The following is a 16,659-nucleotide window of genomic DNA, read 5'->3' on the forward strand; positions in this document are numbered from 1 at the left end:
TGTAAGGTGGCTTTTTCCGATTTTTTAGACTGTCTGCCGAATGAAATTGATTAAATTGCAGGTGCTGTCCGGGGCGTTGTTGTTGTCGTTTTCCTTCCTGGCGCAAGGCCAGGGACAAGTAGGGGGGCAGGGCAAGGAGCCCCCGCTCAAACTAAGCGACGTGCTGCCGATCGGACCCCAGGTCAAGGTTGGCAAGCTGGCAAACGGCCTGACATATTATGTGCAGAAGAACGCGCGACCCGAGAAGAAGCTGGAACTGCGGCTGGTCGTCAAAGCCGGTTCGATCCTGGAGGACGACGACCAGCAAGGCCTGGCCCACTTCACCGAGCATATGGCCTTCAACGGCTCCACCAATTTCAAGCGCAACGAGCTGGTATCGTATCTGCAGTCGATCGGGGTCAAGTTCGGCGCCGATTTGAACGCGTATACCAGCTTCGACGAAACCGTCTACATCCTGCCGATACCGACCGATAAAAAGGAGACCGTCGAGCAGGGCTTCCAGGTGCTGGAGGATTGGGCGCACGGCCTGTCCTTCAACAACGCCGACATCGACAGCGAACGTGGCATCGTGCTCGAGGAGCTCCGCATGGGCAAGGGCGTGGACGACCGCATGAACAAGGTGGTGCTGCCGAAGGTGCTGAATGGCTCGCGCTATGCGCAGCGCATGCCGATCGGTAAGGAAGACATTATCAAGAGCTTCAAGTACGACGCCATCAAGCGCTTCTACCGCGACTGGTATCGTCCGGACCTGATGGCGGTGGTGGTGGTCGGCGATATCGAGCCGGAAGCGGCGCAGAAGCTGATCGAACAGCATTTCAGCAAATTGAAGAATCCGGCGAATCCGCGTCCGCGCGAATATGCCAGGATTCCGGAACGCCAGGAGTCGGAGGGCATCGTCTTCACCGACAAGGAAGTCAGCAACAACTCCGTTTATATCCGCTATCCGATCCAGCCCTGGCCGGCCGGGGTGACGCTGGCCGACTATCGCCAGAAGCTGATCGAAAACCTGTACAGCTTTATCCTCAGTCAGCGCATGTACGAGTTGACGCAGCAGGCCAATCCGCCGTTCCTGCAAGGCGGCAGCGGCATGAACAAGATCGTGCGCGGCTACCGTTCATTCGGCGCCGGCGCGGTGCTGGGCAAGGGCGGCGTGACGCCCGCCATCAACGCGCTGGTGGAAGAGGATGAGCGTGCCCGCCAGTACGGCTTTACCGCCTCCGAAGTGGAACGGGCCAAGAAAGGCATCCTGCGCACCTACGAGAATCTGTACAACGAGCGTGACAAATCCGATTCGTCCGGCTACGCGGCCGAATATATCCGCCATTTCCTCGAAGACGAAACCATCCCGGGCATCGCCGCCGAATACCGCTATGCGCGCGAGCTGATTCCGGAGATCTCGCTGTCGGAGGTGAATGCGGCCGTCAAGGTGGCGATCCCGGACAACCAGAGCAAGCTGGTGATCTACACGGGCGTCGACAAGCCCGGCGTGGCGACACCGAAGGCGGCCGACCTGGTGGCGATCGCCAACGCGGCCGAGAAAATCAGCGTCAAGGCGCAGGAGGAGAAGGTCTACTCGAACCAGCTGATGCCGGTCCTGCCGAAGCCGGGCACCATCGTCAAGCAGACCTTCAATGAGAAGATCGGCACCACGGAGCTGGTGTTGAGCAATGGCGTCAAGGTAGTGCTCAAGCCCACCGACTTCAATAACGACCAGGTGATGATGGCGGGCCTGCGCTACGGCGGCTGGTCGCTGTTCGACGACAAGGATGTCTTCGCGGCCCACTACGCGAGCAGCATCGTCGGCCAGATGGGCATATTGAATTACACGCCGAACGACGTGGTGAAGGTCCTGGCCGGGAAAAGCGTCAGTTCCCAGGCCAGCGTCAGTTCGCTCAACGAGTCGGTGTCCGGCGGTTCCGGCAGCGACGATATCGAGTCGATGCTGCAGCTGGCCTATCTGCAGATGACGCAGCCGCGCAAGGATGCCGCCATCTACAGCGCCTATGTGGACCGCCAGCGCGAACTGGCGCAAAACAATATGGCGCGGCCGGAGTCGGTGTTCTACGATACGATCACCGCGACCATCTACAACAACAGTCCGCGCGTGCTGCGCGCGGCCAAGCCGGCCGATTTCGACCAGCTGTCGCTCGATCGCGTGATGGAGATCTACAAGAGCCGTTTGTCCAGCGCGCGCGATTTCACCTTCTTCATTGTCGGCAGCTTCGATGTGGAGAAAATCAAGCCGCTGGTCGCGACCTACCTGGCCAGCCTGCCGACCGGCGAGATTCCGGTGGCCTTCAAGGATGAAGGTGTGCGTCCGGTGCGCGGCGTGGTCAAGAAAGAGGTGCGCGCAGGCGCCGATCCGAAGAGCACCATTTCGCTGTCGTTTACCGGGGAGGCCAAATACTCGCGCGAGGAGCGCATGCGCATGCAGGCGCTGATCGAGGTGCTCAACATCAAACTGATCGAGGTGCTTCGCGAGAAGATGGGCGTCATCTACAGCGGCGGCATGAACGGCTCGCTGAACCGCCTCCCATACGGGAACTATTCGATCAGCGCCAACCTGCCTTGCGCGCCGGAGAACGTCGAGAAGGTGATTGCCGCGACCTTTGCCGAGATCGAGAAAATCAAGCAGGACGGCGCCGACGAGGCGGACCTGAACAAGGTCAAATCCGCCTGGCTCAAAGGGTATCAAAAGGGCATGCGCGAGAACGGCTACTGGATGGCGTCCCTGCAAAATGCCTTCTTCAACAACAGCAATCCCGAGGACATCCTCAAGTACGAGGAGCGCGTGCAGGCGCTCAAGCCGTCGGATCTGAAGGAGGCGGCCAAGCGCTACTTCGACATGAATAATTACGTCCAAGTGGTGCTGTACCCCGAGAAGTAAGCTTGGCGCCTGTTACACTGGAGGCTCGTACCCACCCGATGTAGAGGTAAATCATGGCAAAGAAAAAGGAAGAGCTGGATCCGGAAACCCTGGAGTTGATCAACTGGTGTATCGAGGTTGAGGGTTTCCTTGTCAAAGGTGGCGCGACAGTGGAACAGGCGCAGGATCACATCGAAGAGCAGGTGGAATGGTTCACCGACCAGTTCTATGACGGCCTGACGCCCGAGGAAGCGGCCAAGGAGGCTTTGGCCTGAGTATTTTGTATTAAAGACCCACGGCGTCGTGGCACACGACGCCCAGTTTATTCCCCTCCGGGTCGCGGAAGTAGGCACCATAGTAGTTGTCGTGGTACTGCGGACGCAGTCCCGGAGGCCCTTCGCATTGGCCGCCATGCGCCAGTGCCGCCGCGTGGGCGCGGTCGACCGCCTCGCGCGATGGCGCCATCAGGGCGATCATCTGGCCGTTGCCGCATCCCGCCGGCTGGCCGTCGTACGGTTTGCCGATGATGAACAGCGGCCTTCCACCTTCGGCCGGCATCCACGCCGCCCACGGCTTTGCCGGATCGCTGAAGCGCAGGCGCGTGTCAAGCGTCTCCATCACCGCGCCGTAAAATCCGAACGCCGCTTCAAAATCGTTGGTGCCGACGTAGACATGCGATAGCATTCGTTCCCCACGGTTGAGTATCAATTCGATAATTATATACGTGAGGAAACGAGCTTTCAGCGGCGCGCCAGAAGATCGCCGGGCCGTTTATGCTTTAATAGACTAAATGGCAAATAAACCGGCGCGGGGGATGCGATGACGAGTGGACCTCTTTTCAGGATGGCCGCGACGGCCGCGTTCACCGCCACGGTGGCGCTAGCCGGAGCGCCGATGACGGCAAGCGCCGCGCCGTTGCGGGGCGATCATCCGTACATCGGCCTCTGGAAAATCACGCTGCCCGACGGCGCATGCAGCGAGACCTACCGCGTGCGGGCCGACGGCAGCACGCTGGTGTTCAGCCACGAGGAGGTGGCCGAGTCCACCTTTGTCATTGCCGACCAGCCGGACAAGCAGGGCTTCTATAAGTCGGTCGACACCCTCGTCAAGGATAACGGCAAGCCCGATTGCGCCGGCCAGATCACCAAGCCGGGGCGTTCGGTCACCAACTACCTGCTGTTCCATCCCGGCGGCGACATGTTCCTGATGTGCGTGGAGCGCAGCATGGAGCGCTGCATCGGCCCCTTCGTGCGAGTCAAGGGCAGCGCCATCTGAAGGCCTACAGGCTGCCCCTTAACTCCAGCGAGACGGTGCGCGGCGGCGTGACGATGGCGTAGGGCAGGCCGAATGGCTTGGTTTGGCCGTCCAGCGTGTGCACATACTGTTTGTCGAACAGGTTATTCACCAGCAGGGCGATGCCGAATTTGCCGTTGGCGTTGTCCCAGCCGAGGCGGAAGTCGGCCTTGCTGCGCGCCTCGCCGGTGCGGAAGGCCGGCGCGTCCAGGCATTGCAGCGCGCGCGTGTCGTCGTTGCAGCGCGCCTTGCTCTGATAGGTACCCTGCAGGGTGGTGCTGATCCGGCCACCCAGCGCCTCCCAGCTGGCGTTGACGCCGCCCATGCCGTTGAAGGTGGGCGTGCCGACCGTTTGGCCCGACAGGTCCAGCACCGCGCCGCTGTCGTCGGTGGTTCGGTAACGCTTATAGGTCTGGTCGATCAGCTCCAGTCCCGCGAACAGCGTCAGGTTCGGCGATACCCGTATGCGGCCATCGAGATCGAGGCCCTTGGCCTGCTGGTCGCTGTTGACCACATTGTAGGTCGGTATGGGGCCGGTGCCGCCTAGTTTGATGTCCTGCAGGTTCTTGAAGCGGTAGGCGAACACGGAGCCGTTGAGCGTGGCCTTGATCGAGGGGGCATACAGCTTGAATCCCAGTTCCAGATTGGTCATTTTCTCCGGATCGTAGCTCGGGTCGCGCTCTTTGGCGTTGGCCGACGCCGCATTCGGCGGCGTAAAGACATTGAAACCGCCGGCCTGGTAGCCTTTGGACAGGGATGCGAACAGCAGCAGGTCCGGCGTCAATTTATGATCCAGCACCAGGCGCGGGCTCCAGTCGGTCCAGCTTTTGGTCGAATGGACCGGCGTCGCCGCCAGTAGCCCGGCCGCATAGAAGATCTGGTTCGACGGCAGCGCGGAGGCGTTCAGCCCCGCCAGGGGACCGTAGGTGTTGAGCAGGGCGTCCAGCGCTGCCGACTCGCGCCCCGGCACGTGCCACTCCATGTTCTTGCGGTCGCGGCTCCAGCGCAGGCCCAGGGTCAGGTTGGTGGACGGCGTGGCGTGCCAGATCACGTCCTGGTAGACCGAGAAGGCGCGTGTGCGCAGGTAGTTGTGGGTGGTTTCGCCCCACGGAAAATTCGACGAGGCGTCGACCCCGGGAATGCCGGCCTGTCCCAGCGCGCCGAACAGGTTTGCCAGGTCGGCGTTGCCGCCACCGAGCAGGCTGACGTTGTCCAGGGTCGCTGTATTGAGCAGGGCGGTCGAGGATTGCCGCTCGCGGTTGTCGTAGAAGCTGGCGCCGGCGATCCAGTCCAGGTGCTCGGTCTTACCGGACAGCTTGAATTCCTGCTGCCAGTTGTAGGCCTTCTTTTGATCCGTGTTCGCCAGGGAGAAATCGCTGCGCGCGGTGCCGTCGTTGTCGGTCAGGTTGTAGGTGGAGAAGGTGCGGTAGGCGGTGATCGAGCGTAGCGTGAGGCCGCCCAGCGGCAGTTCGGCGCGCAGGCTGGCGCCATCGAAGGTGCGGCGCTCGCTGCCGCCGGTGTCGTTCTCCAGCGGCGCCTTGCGCGGATCGACGAAGTTGGCCACATAGGCGGCGTCGTAGGCGCCCGTGAAGCCGGCGAACGGCAGCGCCGGGTCCTTGACGACGCCGAAAGCCGGCCAGCCTTTCTGGCGCAGCTGCTCGTGTTCCACGGTCAGGTTCAATGTGGCATCGCCCGTCTTGTGCTTGAGCGAGAGCCGCGCGGCCCCGGACTTGTCGCCGGCGGTACGCTCGCCGGTGGTGGCGTTACGCACCCACCCGTCGCTTTCGGCACGCACGAAGACCAGGCGCGCCGCCGTGTTGTCCGCCAGCGGCAGGTTGACCATCGCATCCGCATTGACGCGGCCGTATTCGCCGACTTTCAGGTGGCCGTTCATGTCGAACGTCTGATCCGGCTCGTTGGTGACGACGGAGATCGCGCCGGCGGCGCTGTTACGGCCAAACAGCGTCCCTTGCGGCCCCTTGAGCACTTCCACGCGCTGGATATCGATGAAGTTCATCAGCGCGCCGCCGGTCTTGCCGGTATAGACCCCGTCCACATAGATCCCGACCGGCATGTCGGTGCCGATGCCGAAGTCGCCCGCCTGCACGCCGCGTATGCCGAAGATCGGCTGCGTGGGCTGGGTCGCTTCCACCTCCAGGCCGGGAAGATAGCCGTTCAAATCGCCGAGGTTCTTGGCGCCGAGGTTGCGGATGTCCTTGGCCGTTACGACCTCCATCGAGATCGGCACCTCCTGCGCCGATTGCGACCGCGATTGCGCGGTGACGACCACCTTCTGTATGTCGTCCTGCGCCAGCGCGCCGAGGGGCACGGCGGCGGTGCCGGCAAATGCCACGGCGATGCTGCGCGCCAGCGTGCGCGAGGCAACGTTGCGGTGGGACGGCGGCTGTTTTTCGTTTGTCTTCACGATATCTCCCGTTGTTATGTTTGGTCTTATGGATTGGTCTTTTTTTAAGTTTCTGTCATCGAATGTAGTCGCGCGCCGTGCCGGCAAAGGGGCCGGATCGGACACCGGAGGACGCCGGTATGGCCAAACAGGCCCCGGTGTTGCGTGACCGCCCGAACGGCGGCGTTGGCCGGAAATGCTCCCTGCCTGTCCCTTTGGCCCCCGTGCGGCGGCCACTTTGTTTGCACAATGGGTTCGCACAATGGGTTCGCACAACACAACGACAGGAGACCAAGATGGGACAAGAACGGGTACAAGAGCGGACAGACCAGATTATTGATTGCGGCAACGCCGTCTGCGTGATCGGCGCGGGGCCCGGCGGCCTGTCCGCCGCGCGCGCCCTGAAAGGAATGAAGCTGCCGTACGAGCAGTTCGAGCGCCACTCGGACGTTGGCGGCATCTGGGACATGCACAATCCCGGCAGTCCGATTTACGAATCGGCGCACTTCATCTCGTCGCGCGACCTGTCGGGCTTCATCGGTTTTCCGATGCCGAAGTCCTATCCCGACTATCCGACCAACCAGCAAATATTAAGCTATGTGCGCAGTTATGCCGATGCCTTCGGCCTGCGCGAGGCGATCCGCTTCAATAGCCCGGTGCGGGACGTGCGCAAGGAATCAGACGGCAAGTGGGTGGTGACCATGGGCGACGGCGGCCGGCGTCGCTACCTGGCCGTCATCTGCGCCACCGGCTGCAACTGGGACCCCAACATGCCCGAGATCAAAGGCCATTTCAACGGCGAGATACGCCACTCGGTCACCTTCAAGAGCAGCGATGAATTCAAGGGCAAGCGGGTGATGATCGTCGGCGCGGGCAATTCCGGCGCGGACATCGCCTGCGACGCCGCCACCCGCGCCGACAAGGCTTTCATCAGCATGCGGCGCGGCTACCACTTCATCCCCAAGCATTTGTTCGGTCTTCCCGCCGACCAGGTGGGCGAGAGCGGCCCGCCGCTGCCGATCTGGATCGCGCGGCCGGTCATGAGCGTGCTGCTGAAAATGTTCACCGGCGATCTGACTCGCTTCGGCCTGCCCAAGCCGGATCATCGCCTGTTCGAGAGCCATCCGCTGCTCAACTCCCAGTTGCTGCACAATCTTCAGCACGGGAACATCGCGGTCAAGCCGGATATCTCGCACTACGACGGCGACGACGTCGTCTTCAAGGACGGCAGCCGCGAGGCGCTCGATCTGGTGATCTACGCCACCGGCTACAAGTGGAGCTGCAAATACGCCGGCGAATACTTCGAGTGGCGCGGCGGCAGGCCTCAGCTTTACCTGTCGATGTTCAGCCGCGACCACCGCAACCTGTTCGGTATCGGCTATGTCGAAACCAACTCCAGCGCCTACAAGCTGTTCGACACCGAGGCCTTCATGATCGCCGCCTACCTGCGCGACCAGCTGGACAACCCCGGCAAGGCCAGCCCTTTCGACGCGCTCATCGCCAGCGACGATCCGGATCTGTCGGGCGGACTGAAATTCGTCAAGTCGCAGCGGCACGAGGTTTATCTAGAGGCGCACGCGCTCAAGTCGTATCTGAAGCGTCTGCGCAAGAAAATGGGCTGGCCGGAATTGAGCGAGTCCTATTACGACAATCTGCGCACCAGCGTGGCGGCCGCGCGGTCGTCGGCCGGCTTGCGCGCGGCGGCTTAAGGACGGACATGGATAAGACTTTGCAGTACTACCGAGGACGGGCCGCCGGCCTCGATTTCGAAACCCGTGCGCTGATCGGCGGACGCTTCGTCGAAGCCATCTCCGGCAATCGCCTGGACACCGTCAATCCCGCCAACGGCGCCCACCTGGCGAGCATCGCCAGCTGCGGCGAGGCCGATGTGGACTTGGCGGTCGCGGCGGCGCGGCGCGCCTTCGACGATGGCGGCTGGTCGCGGGCGTCGCCCAAGCATCGCAAAAAGGTGCTGCTGCGATTGGCGGACCTGGTCGAGGCCAATCTGGAAACGCTGGCGCTGATGGAGAGCCTGGACTCGGGCAAGCCGATACGCGACGCGCTGTCCGCCGACCTGCCGGACATGATCGAGAGCCTGCGCTGGCACGCCGAGGCGGCCGACAAACTGTACGACCAGGTGGCGCCGACCGCGCCGGACGTGGTGGCGATGATCGTGCGCGAACCGATCGGCGTGGTGGGCGCGGTCCTGCCATGGAATTTCCCGCTCTACCTGGCGGGATGGAAGATCGGCCCCTCTCTCGCCAGCGGCAACTCGATCGTGATCAAGCCCGCCGAACAGACCACCTTGACCGCGCTGATGCTGGGCCGCCTGGCGCTGGAGGCGGGCATTCCCGATGGCGTTCTCAATATCGTGCCGGGTTATGGCGAGACCGTGGGCCAGGCCATGGGCCGGCACCGCGACATCGACTGCGTCAGCTTCACCGGTTCGGGCGAAGTGGGGCGGCTGTTCCTGAAGTACTCGGCCGAGTCCAACCTGAAGCGGGTGGTGCTGGAATGCGGCGGCAAGAGCCCTGCGCTGGTGCTGGCCGACGCCTTCGATTTGCCCCGTGTGGCGCAGCAGGTCGCCACTGGCGCGCTATTTTGCCAGGGTGAGAATTGCAGCGCCGGTTCGCGCCTGATCGTCCACCGCTCGCGCAAGGACGAGCTGCTGGAGGAGGTCAAGCGCGCCTTCGACGAGTGGATTGTTGGCGACCCGCTCGATCCGGCCACCCGTGTCGGCGCATTGATCGAGCCTGGACACATGCAACGTGTGCTGGGGTATATCGCCGGCGGCCGGGAGCAGGGCGCGCGGCTGGTGCACGGCGGCGCCCAGGTGCGCCTGGACAGCGGCGGCAGCTTTGTCGAACCGACCATTTTCGACGGCGTGCTGGCGTCGATGACGATCGCGCGCGAGGAGATATTCGGTCCTGTGCTGTCGGTGATGGCGTTCGACGACCTGGCGCAGGGCGTGGCCATTGCCAATGACACCAGCTATGGCCTGGCATCGTCGGTCTACACCAGCAATCTGGATTCGGCGCACGGGGTGGCCAAGTCGATCCGCGCCGGCACCGTGTCGATCAACTGTTTTTCGGAAGGCGATACCGGCGTGCCGTTCGGCGGCTACAAGGAATCCGGCTTCGGGGGACGCGAAAAATCGCTGCTGGCGCACGACCAGTACACCGAGACCAAGACCATCTGGATGCAGCTGGGCGCGGCCGGCCATAAAAACAACTAACACCACAAGAGGAATACATATGGCGATAACAACCAACGCCGGCCGGGAGGGGCGCGTGGCCCTGGTCACCGGCGGCGCGGGCGGCATCGGGCGGGCGATCTGCCGTGGCTTCATCGAGCGTGGCATCAACTGCGTGCTGGCCGACCGCGACCAGGCGGCGCTGGACCGGGCGACGGCGGAGCTGGGGCCGGGGGCGGTGGGTGTGCGGGTCGACCTGGACGACTTGAATAAACTGCCTTCCTTGCTGGCATTTATCCAGGAGCGCTTCGGCCGGCTCGATATCCTGGTCAACAATGCCGCCATGACGGGAACGGGGCATTTCGAGGAGCGCTCGGTCGATCACATCCTGGCGGAGTTGAATATCAACCTGCTGTCGCCGATCGTGCTGACCCGATTGGCCTTCGGCGACTTGCAGCGCGCCGGTGACGGCCGGGTGATTAATACCGTGTCGTTGGGCGGTATCTTCCCCTTGCCGGAAACAGGTATCTACTCGGCCACCAAGTTCGGCCTGCGCGGCGCCATGCTGTGCCTGGGCCTGGACCGCGAGCGGCACGGCGTGCATGTCGGCAGCGTGCTGCCATCGGCGACCGAGACGCAGATGCTGATGCGCGAGGCGATCGACGGCGGCAACACGCTGCAGTTCATGGATCCGCCGCAGCAGCCGGAGGATGTCGCCCGCCAGGTCATGCGGATGCTCGACAGCCCATGCCTGGAGCGCTATCCGCGTGTCAGCGAGTCATGGACGGTCAGGCTGGCGATGCTGGTGCCGAACATGCTGCCCAAGCTGATACCGCTATTTCGCAAAAAAGGGGTGCGCGGCCATGCGCGCTATCTGGAGTCGCTACGCCGGCGCGGCCTGGTGGTGCTGCGCGCCGGAAAGTGGGATCTTCCCTGACGGTCGTGGGCCTGCATTTTAATCCGCCCGCTCCGGTATCAGCAACCGCGGGGCGGGCACGCCTTGCCTTATCTGGTTGGGCAGGATGCCGGACCAGCGCTTGAAAGCGCGGCGGAAGTTGCGGGCGTCGGTGAAGCCGGTCGCCATCGCGATATCCACCAGCGGCATCGCGCTGCGCCTCAGCAGATCGAGCGCGCACTCGTAGCGCACCTGGTCCACCAGCCGCTGGTAGGACGTGTCCAATTCGGCCAGGCGGCGGCGCAGCGTGCGCTCGCTCATATTGAGCGCCGCTCCGGTCTGCGCCAGCCCGGGCATCTCGTCAACGGAGGCGCGCAGCACGTTCATGATCGATTCCACCAGGTCGTTGCGCGGCTGGCCGATCGACAGCAACTGGTCGATCTGCGCCTGCAGGCTTTCCTGCATAAAGCTGTCATGCGTCGGCAGGGGGCAGTGGTACCAGGACATGTCGCAGATCAGGCGATTCAGGGGCGCGTTGAACACCACCGGGCAGCGGAAATATTCGCTGTAGGCGCTGGCGTAGGCCGGGCGTGGATAGCGCAGCTCGAGCCGCGACGGGCGCACGTGCGAGCCCACCATCGCGCGCGCGACCTCCACGCCGCTGACGAAAATCTCCTCGATAAAAAACGGTTCCAGTTCCGGATCGTGGAAGCGGGTGGCCGCTTCGATCATGAAATTGCGCTCGTCGATGACGGCCAGTTCGTTGATGACCAGGGTACCGGCCGCGCGTTGATACTTGATCAGGTAGAGCAGCGCCTCGCCGAGGGTGGGGCAGGTGAGCATGCCCAGGCCGGGCAGGCCAAAGCACACCACCGTTTGCCGCGCGCCGGTGGCGATGCCCATGGCCGCATCGCCCCAACGCTGCATGGCGCGCCGCACCAGCATGCTGGTTTGACGGTAGGAGACGCGGAACCCGGCGTCGCGCAGATTCTCCGGCGTGAATCCCAGCCCCTTGCACAGCCTTTCGACCGAATGGCCGCGGCTTGCCAGCAGTTGCAGAACCTGCCGTATCACATGGGGCGGAACGTCGGCTTCGGCGTCGGGGAGGTGGGGTTTTGCCGGCATGGGCCAATCCTTCAAGTTGATGAACGAGGCTAGCACAGGATCTACGGGCCGGCGCGTCGATGCGCACTAAATGGCCGCCGGAGTGTCGTTTTTGGCCGCTTCGGCCCCGTCCTTCGTGGCATCCGTCGTATGCTTCAATCACGGCAAATCGTGCCGCCATCACCCATGGACCAGCGATGACCACCATACCCGCAGCGCCCCTGCCCGATATCGACGCCGCGGCGGCGAAAACCACCACCGGTTCAACCCTGATACTGTCTTCCGCGTGGGCGCTGGGCATCGGCGGCACCACCATGATGCCGCTGCTGGTGACCAACACGATGGCGCGGCTGCACTTCGACGAGGGCCAGGCCACCTTGATGACCGGCGTCGAAATGGTCGGCATGCTTGCCGGCTGCATCCTGCTGCCGCCGATGGCGCGCCGCTGGCCGACCCGATGCACGGCCGTGTCGCTGGTGGTGCTGGCGCTATGCCAGATGCTCACGGCGTTGACGCTGTCTACACCGCTGTTCGGGGCGCTGCGGCTGGTGGTCGGCGTCTGCGAAGCGCAGATGATCGTCATGGTCGGCATTTGCCTGGCCTGCCACCGCGACGCCGAACGTTTATGGGGCGTGGTGCTGCTGCTATCAGGGCTGGCCGTTGCCGGCGTGTTCACGCTGGTGTCGCTGCTGCCGGATGTGGCGGCGGGCGACGGCATCTGGATCGGCCTTGCGCTGCTGGCGGTGGTGCTGGGCGTGGCGGCCGTGCGCATACCGGCGCTGGTGCCCGTTCGCGCGCCGCCGCCCGACGAGCCGGGAGTCGGCCGGCGCCGCGTCGGCGCCGGCGTATGGCTGGCATGGGGAGTGTTTGTCGGCGTCTACAGCGTGCAAGCCGGCGTGTGGGCGGTATCGGCGCTGCAGGGCGAGCGTATCGGCCTGTCGCTGCCGACGATAGGGACGTTGCTGGCGGTGTCGTCGCTGCTTGGCTTCTTCGGCGCGGTGGTGCCGGCGATACCGGCGCTGGCGGCCCGGCGCGGACTGACCGTCATGGGCGCGCTGCTGGTGATGTTCGCGTCGGTCGCCTGCTTCTTCACCGCCGATGGCGTGGTGCTGTTCTTTGCCGGCCAACTGATGTTGAACATGGCGTTCTACGCCATCATGGCGGTGCTGAACAGCTTCATCTCGGCGCAGGACCGCGACGGCAGCTTGCTGTCGCAATCGGTGGTGGTGACGTTTGCCGCGGTGGCGGTGGGCACCGTCGGCGCCGGAGAGCTGTTCCAGGACGCGGGCGGCGTGGGGGTGATTGTGTTCTCGATGCTGGCGCTGGCCGTCAGCGTGCCGCTCGGATTGAAGGCGTTGAGGGGCCCGGGCCGGGTCAGCGCATCACCAGCGCTTTGACCGCTTCCAGCGCGGCGCCGCCGGTGCCGGTCGACCGCACCTGATTGCGGCCGCCTTCCTTGGCGACGTACATCGCCCGGTCGGCGGCGACAAACAGCGATTCGGTGTTGTCCAGTTGATGCGGGTGGATGGTCGCCACGCCGATGCTGACGGTCAGCCACTGCGACGTCGTCGAGCGCGGGTGCGGAATGCCCAGCGATTCGATGTGGGCGCGGATCGCCTCTGCCATCATGGCGGCCGTCTCGGCGCCGGTTTCGGCGAACAGCAGCACGAATTCCTCGCCGCCGTAGCGCGCCGCCAGGTCGGTGGGACGCAGCGCGTGCGAGGCGATGGCGGCCGCCACCCGTTGCAGGCAGGTGTCGCCGGCCGGGTGGCCCAGCGTGTCGTTGTACAGTTTGAAGTGGTCGACGTCGAGCACCACCAGCGACAGCGGCTGCCCGCTGCGCATGGAGCGCTGCCACTCCTTCTCCAGGAAGCTGTCGAAATGGCGCCGGTTGGCGATCTGCGTCAGCGGATCGACCATGGCGGCGCGCTGCAGCGCGTCCTCCGATTGCTTGTGATGCGTGATGTCGTGCAGCAGCCCGATGAACAGCGGCTGGCGCAGGTACATCGGCGTCAGCGTCAGGTCCATGCACACCGAACTGCCGTTGCGGTGGCGGATGATCACCTCGCGCGTGCCGTGGCTGTGCGCCATCTCGGGCGAGGCAGCATAGCGTGCGAAGTATTCCAGGTACTCCTGCGCCACCAATGGGTTGAGCAGTTCCGAGATCGCGCGGCCGGCCAGCTCGTTCTCCTGGTAACCCAGGTGTTTGTCGCAGGCCGGATTGGTGAACTGGATGCGGCCGTCCGCCTCGATGATCAGCAGGCCCTCGGCCATGCTGTTGACGATGGTGCGCAGACGCTCGGCCTGTTCTTCCTGGGTTTCGCTGTTGCTGCGGATTTGCAGCTGCGTGCGCACGCGCGCGCACACTTCGGCCATGCGCAGCGGCTTGCCGATGTAATCGACGGCGCCGATGTCGAAGCCGGCCACCACGTCGTCGGTGTCGGTCCTGGCGCTCATGAAGATGACGGGAATGCGCTGCGTGGAAGTATGGCTTTTGAGCTGGCGGCAGGTTTCCAGGCCGTCCATGCCGGGCATTACCACGTCGAGCAGTATCAGGTCCGGATGGACGCGGCGCGCGATCTTGAGCGCGCGCTCGCCGGAGGTGGCGACAAAGGTTTGATAACCCTGTTCGACCATCAGCTTGCGCAGCACGGCGAGATTGTCCGGCGCGTCGTCGACGATCAGGATGGCGGCATCGCGCCGCGTGGACAATCCGGAAATCACGGGGTTCATTGCGCGTCGCCTTTAACCTGGTGGGTTGTTTCGGCATGGGGCCACGATCGCGCGGGTGGGTGGCGCAAGGGGCGAGCTGGGGAAGTTTGTACACGCATGAACAAAGGCTTGCCTTACCAAGTGACTATCAATCAAATGATACCGCGTTGCCCGCCTGATATGTAAACATTCAGCGCATGAATTTGGAAGAATGCTTCAAGCTTGAAAGCGACGCCGACCCAATGCGCGGAAGGGACCGTGCTTTTTTTTGTGGGGATGACAAGAAGGGAGTGTGGGCGGCGGACGCCGCCCACGGGATGGTGCAGGGAGCGTCTTTAGATCTTGGCGGCGATCAGTTTGCCGAGAATCTCGATGCCGGTGCGGATGCGTTCCGGCGGCACGGTCACGAACGACAGGCGCAAAGTGTTGGTTTCCGGTTCGTTGGCATAGAACGGCGAACCCGGTACGAAGGCGACCTTCTGGGCGATCGCTTCGTCCAGCAGCTTCATGGCGTCGATGTGCTTCGGCAGCGTGACCCAGATGAACATGCCGCCTTCGGGCTTGGTCCACTCGACGCCGGCCGGGAAGTACTGGGCCATCGCGTCCAGCATGACCTGGCACTGGTTGCCGTACAGGGTGCGGATTTTCGGGATGTGCCGCTCGAGGAAGCCATCCTTGATCACTTCATGCACCACCATCTGCGTCAGCTGCGAGGTGTGCAGGTCGGCGGCCTGCTTGGCCAGTTCCAGGCGGCGCACCAGCGGCAGCGGGGCCACCACGTAGCCCAGGCGGATGCCCGGCGTCAGCACCTTGGAGAAGGAGCCCATGTAGATCACGCCTTCGGGATTCATCGCCACCATCTTCGGCAGCGGATCGCCCTTGTAGCTCAAGGCGCCGTACGGATCGTCCTCGATCAGCGGCAGGCCCAGACGGGCGCAGGTCTCGACCAGTTCCAGGCGGCGCTCGACGGACAGGGTGCGGCCGGTCGGGTTCTGGAAGTTCGGCAGCGCGTACAGCAGGCGCGCGCCGGCGGCGACCGGGTCCAGCGACGACGGCACCAGGCCATGTTCGTCGGTGTCGACCGATTTGAATTCCGGGCGGTAGACCGAGAAGGCCTGCAGCGCGCCCAGGTAGGACGGGGTCTCGACCAGCACGCGGCTGCCTTCGTCGATCAGTACTTTGCCCAGCAGGTCCAGCGCCTGCTGCGAGCCGGACGTCATCAACACCTGTTCAGGGATGATCCGGGCGCCGTTGGTCGACAGCGAATCGGCGATCCACTGGCGCAGCGGCAGGTAGCCGTCGGTCGGGCCGTACTGCAGCGCCACTTTGCCGTTGGTCTCGAGGACCTTGTCGAAGGCGATCTTCATTTCGTCGACCGGGAAGGTCAGCGGCGACGGCAGGCCGCCGGCGAAGGAGATGATCTCGGGCTGCTGCGTGATCTTCAGGATCTCGCGGATGAAGGACGATTGCAGCTGGTCGGCGCGTTCGGAGAAGCGCCACTGGATCGGGTTCGGGTTTTCGATTTTCATACATGTCTCACTCAATGTGTGCCCCGGCCGAAGACGGCCCGGCGATTCAACAAGCGCGCTTGTGGCGGCTTTTATAAAAGGAACGGCGCCGGATAGGACGCCGCCCGCTTACGCGACTTCCGCGATCAGTTCGATTTCGACGCAGGCGCCAAGCGGGATTTGTGCGACACCAAAGGCCGAGCGGGCGTGCTTGCCGGCGTCGCCGAAAACTTCGCCCAGCAGCTCGGAAGCGCCATTGGTGACCAGGTGCTGTTCGGTAAAATCAGGGGTGGAGTTCACAAGGCTCATCAGCTTGACGATGCGGCGCACGCGGTTCAAGTCGCCGCCGACGGCCGCCTGCAGGGTGCCGATCAAGTCGATGGCGATGGCGCGCGCGGCCTGCTTGCCTTCGGCCGTGTCGATATTCTTGCCCAACTGGCCCACCCACACGCTGCCGTCGGCGCGTTTGGCGATGTGACCCGAGATGAACACCGTGTTGCCGGTTTGCGCGTACATGACGTAGGCGGCGGCCGGGGTGGCCGGTGCGGCCAGGGTGATATCGAGCGCTTTCAGTTTTTCGTAGACAGACATGTGCTTATCCATATAGTAAGTGGGCAGTAATTCGGTGGGGCTGTAGACCGATATTGTACTCTTGAGACAGGCGATGCCCGCAATTGAGCAAAA

At 63.7% G+C, this 16,659-nt stretch carries 13 protein-coding genes; 7 read left to right on the plus strand and 6 right to left on the minus strand.

Annotation, left to right across the window (positions count from 1 at the left end; translation table 11 throughout):
• Positions 1-40 precede the first annotated feature (40 nt).
• Entirely contained in the window at positions 41-2,887 is a 2,847-nt protein-coding gene (locus NHH73_11225) for an insulinase family protein (protein USX28813.1), read from the plus strand.
• A 53-nt stretch (positions 2,888-2,940) separates the two neighbouring features.
• Positions 2,941-3,141, plus strand: coding sequence for a hypothetical protein (locus tag NHH73_11230; GenBank protein ID USX28814.1), 201 nt, complete (start codon positions 2,941-2,943; stop codon positions 3,139-3,141).
• A gap of 10 nt (positions 3,142-3,151) precedes the next feature.
• On the opposite strand, the gene NHH73_11235 is transcribed toward NHH73_11230, so the two are convergent.
• Positions 3,152-3,550: a VOC family protein gene (locus tag NHH73_11235; protein USX28815.1), complete on the minus strand. Its 399-nt coding sequence runs from the start codon at positions 3,548-3,550 to the stop codon at positions 3,152-3,154.
• 135 nt (positions 3,551-3,685) lie between these two features.
• Here NHH73_11235 and NHH73_11240 point away from each other — a divergent pair, with 135 nt between their 5' ends.
• The gene (locus NHH73_11240; protein ID USX28816.1) at positions 3,686-4,141 is read left to right on the plus strand and encodes a hypothetical protein; all 456 of its coding nucleotides are present in this window, start codon (positions 3,686-3,688) and stop codon (positions 4,139-4,141) included.
• Between the two features lie 4 nt (positions 4,142-4,145).
• Here the strand turns inward: NHH73_11240 and NHH73_11245 are convergent, their stop codons facing one another.
• Complete coding sequence (locus NHH73_11245) at positions 4,146-6,584, minus strand: TonB-dependent receptor (protein ID USX28817.1); 2,439 nt, start codon at positions 6,582-6,584, stop codon at positions 4,146-4,148.
• 275 nt (positions 6,585-6,859) lie between these two features.
• Between NHH73_11245 and NHH73_11250 the strand changes: the two genes are divergently transcribed.
• The 3 genes from NHH73_11250 to NHH73_11260 are packed head-to-tail and all read left to right on the plus strand — an operon-like array spanning position 6,860 to position 10,693.
• Positions 6,860-8,272 (plus strand): NAD(P)-binding domain-containing protein, encoded by a 1,413-nt coding sequence (locus NHH73_11250; protein ID USX28818.1) that lies wholly within the window; start codon positions 6,860-6,862, stop codon positions 8,270-8,272.
• Between the two features lie 8 nt (positions 8,273-8,280).
• Entirely contained in the window at positions 8,281-9,798 is a 1,518-nt protein-coding gene (locus NHH73_11255; protein USX28819.1) for an aldehyde dehydrogenase, read from the plus strand.
• A 19-nt stretch (positions 9,799-9,817) separates the two neighbouring features.
• A complete protein-coding gene (locus tag NHH73_11260; protein ID USX28820.1) occupies positions 9,818-10,693 on the plus strand; it encodes an SDR family oxidoreductase in 876 nt (291 codons plus the stop codon).
• Positions 10,694-10,711: 18 nt separating this feature from the next.
• Here NHH73_11260 and NHH73_11265 read toward each other — a convergent pair whose 3' ends face one another.
• Positions 10,712-11,776 (minus strand): AraC family transcriptional regulator, encoded by a 1,065-nt coding sequence (locus tag NHH73_11265; protein ID USX28821.1) that lies wholly within the window; start codon positions 11,774-11,776, stop codon positions 10,712-10,714.
• A gap of 176 nt (positions 11,777-11,952) precedes the next feature.
• Here NHH73_11265 and NHH73_11270 point away from each other — a divergent pair, with 176 nt between their 5' ends.
• Positions 11,953-13,152, plus strand: coding sequence for a hypothetical protein (locus NHH73_11270; GenBank protein USX28822.1), 1,200 nt, complete (start codon positions 11,953-11,955; stop codon positions 13,150-13,152).
• Here NHH73_11270 and NHH73_11275 read toward each other — a convergent pair.
• From NHH73_11275 to NHH73_11285, 3 genes are all read right to left on the minus strand, one after another.
• Entirely contained in the window at positions 13,130-14,488 is a 1,359-nt protein-coding gene (locus NHH73_11275) for a diguanylate cyclase (protein ID USX28823.1), read from the minus strand. The two genes, NHH73_11270 and NHH73_11275, sit on opposite strands and share 23 nt — an antisense overlap.
• Positions 14,489-14,802: 314 nt before the next feature.
• Positions 14,803-15,996, minus strand: coding sequence for a PLP-dependent aminotransferase family protein (locus NHH73_11280; GenBank protein USX28824.1), 1,194 nt, complete (start codon positions 15,994-15,996; stop codon positions 14,803-14,805).
• Positions 15,997-16,104: 108 nt separating this feature from the next.
• On the minus strand, positions 16,105-16,566 hold the full coding sequence (locus NHH73_11285) for a RidA family protein (GenBank protein ID USX28825.1): 462 nt from the start codon (positions 16,564-16,566) through the stop codon (positions 16,105-16,107).
• Between the last annotated feature and the right edge of the window lie 93 nt (positions 16,567-16,659).

This window comes from Oxalobacteraceae bacterium OTU3CINTB1 (assembly GCA_024123955.1).
GTDB lineage: Bacteria > Pseudomonadota > Gammaproteobacteria > Burkholderiales > Burkholderiaceae_D > Rugamonas.

What these genes read in the sequence shown, in the direction of transcription:
- NHH73_11225 (USX28813.1), top strand. Translation starts at nt 41, where the DNA reads ATGAAATTGATTAAATTGCAGGTGCTGTCCGGGGCGTTGTTGTTGTCG.
- NHH73_11230 (USX28814.1), top strand. Translation starts at nt 2,941, where the DNA reads ATGGCAAAGAAAAAGGAAGAGCTGGATCCGGAAACCCTGGAGTTGATC.
- NHH73_11235 (USX28815.1), bottom strand. Translation starts at nt 3,550, where the DNA reads ATGCTATCGCATGTCTACGTCGGCACCAACGATTTTGAAGCGGCGTTC.
- NHH73_11240 (USX28816.1), top strand. Translation starts at nt 3,686, where the DNA reads ATGACGAGTGGACCTCTTTTCAGGATGGCCGCGACGGCCGCGTTCACC.
- NHH73_11250 (USX28818.1), top strand. Translation starts at nt 6,860, where the DNA reads ATGGGACAAGAACGGGTACAAGAGCGGACAGACCAGATTATTGATTGC.
- NHH73_11255 (USX28819.1), top strand. Translation starts at nt 8,281, where the DNA reads ATGGATAAGACTTTGCAGTACTACCGAGGACGGGCCGCCGGCCTCGAT.
- NHH73_11260 (USX28820.1), top strand. Translation starts at nt 9,818, where the DNA reads ATGGCGATAACAACCAACGCCGGCCGGGAGGGGCGCGTGGCCCTGGTC.
- NHH73_11265 (USX28821.1), bottom strand. Translation starts at nt 11,776, where the DNA reads ATGCCGGCAAAACCCCACCTCCCCGACGCCGAAGCCGACGTTCCGCCC.
- NHH73_11270 (USX28822.1), top strand. Translation starts at nt 11,953, where the DNA reads ATGACCACCATACCCGCAGCGCCCCTGCCCGATATCGACGCCGCGGCG.
- NHH73_11275 (USX28823.1), bottom strand. Translation starts at nt 14,488, where the DNA reads ATGAACCCCGTGATTTCCGGATTGTCCACGCGGCGCGATGCCGCCATC.
- NHH73_11280 (USX28824.1), bottom strand. Translation starts at nt 15,996, where the DNA reads ATGAAAATCGAAAACCCGAACCCGATCCAGTGGCGCTTCTCCGAACGC.
- NHH73_11285 (USX28825.1), bottom strand. Translation starts at nt 16,566, where the DNA reads ATGTCTGTCTACGAAAAACTGAAAGCGCTCGATATCACCCTGGCCGCA.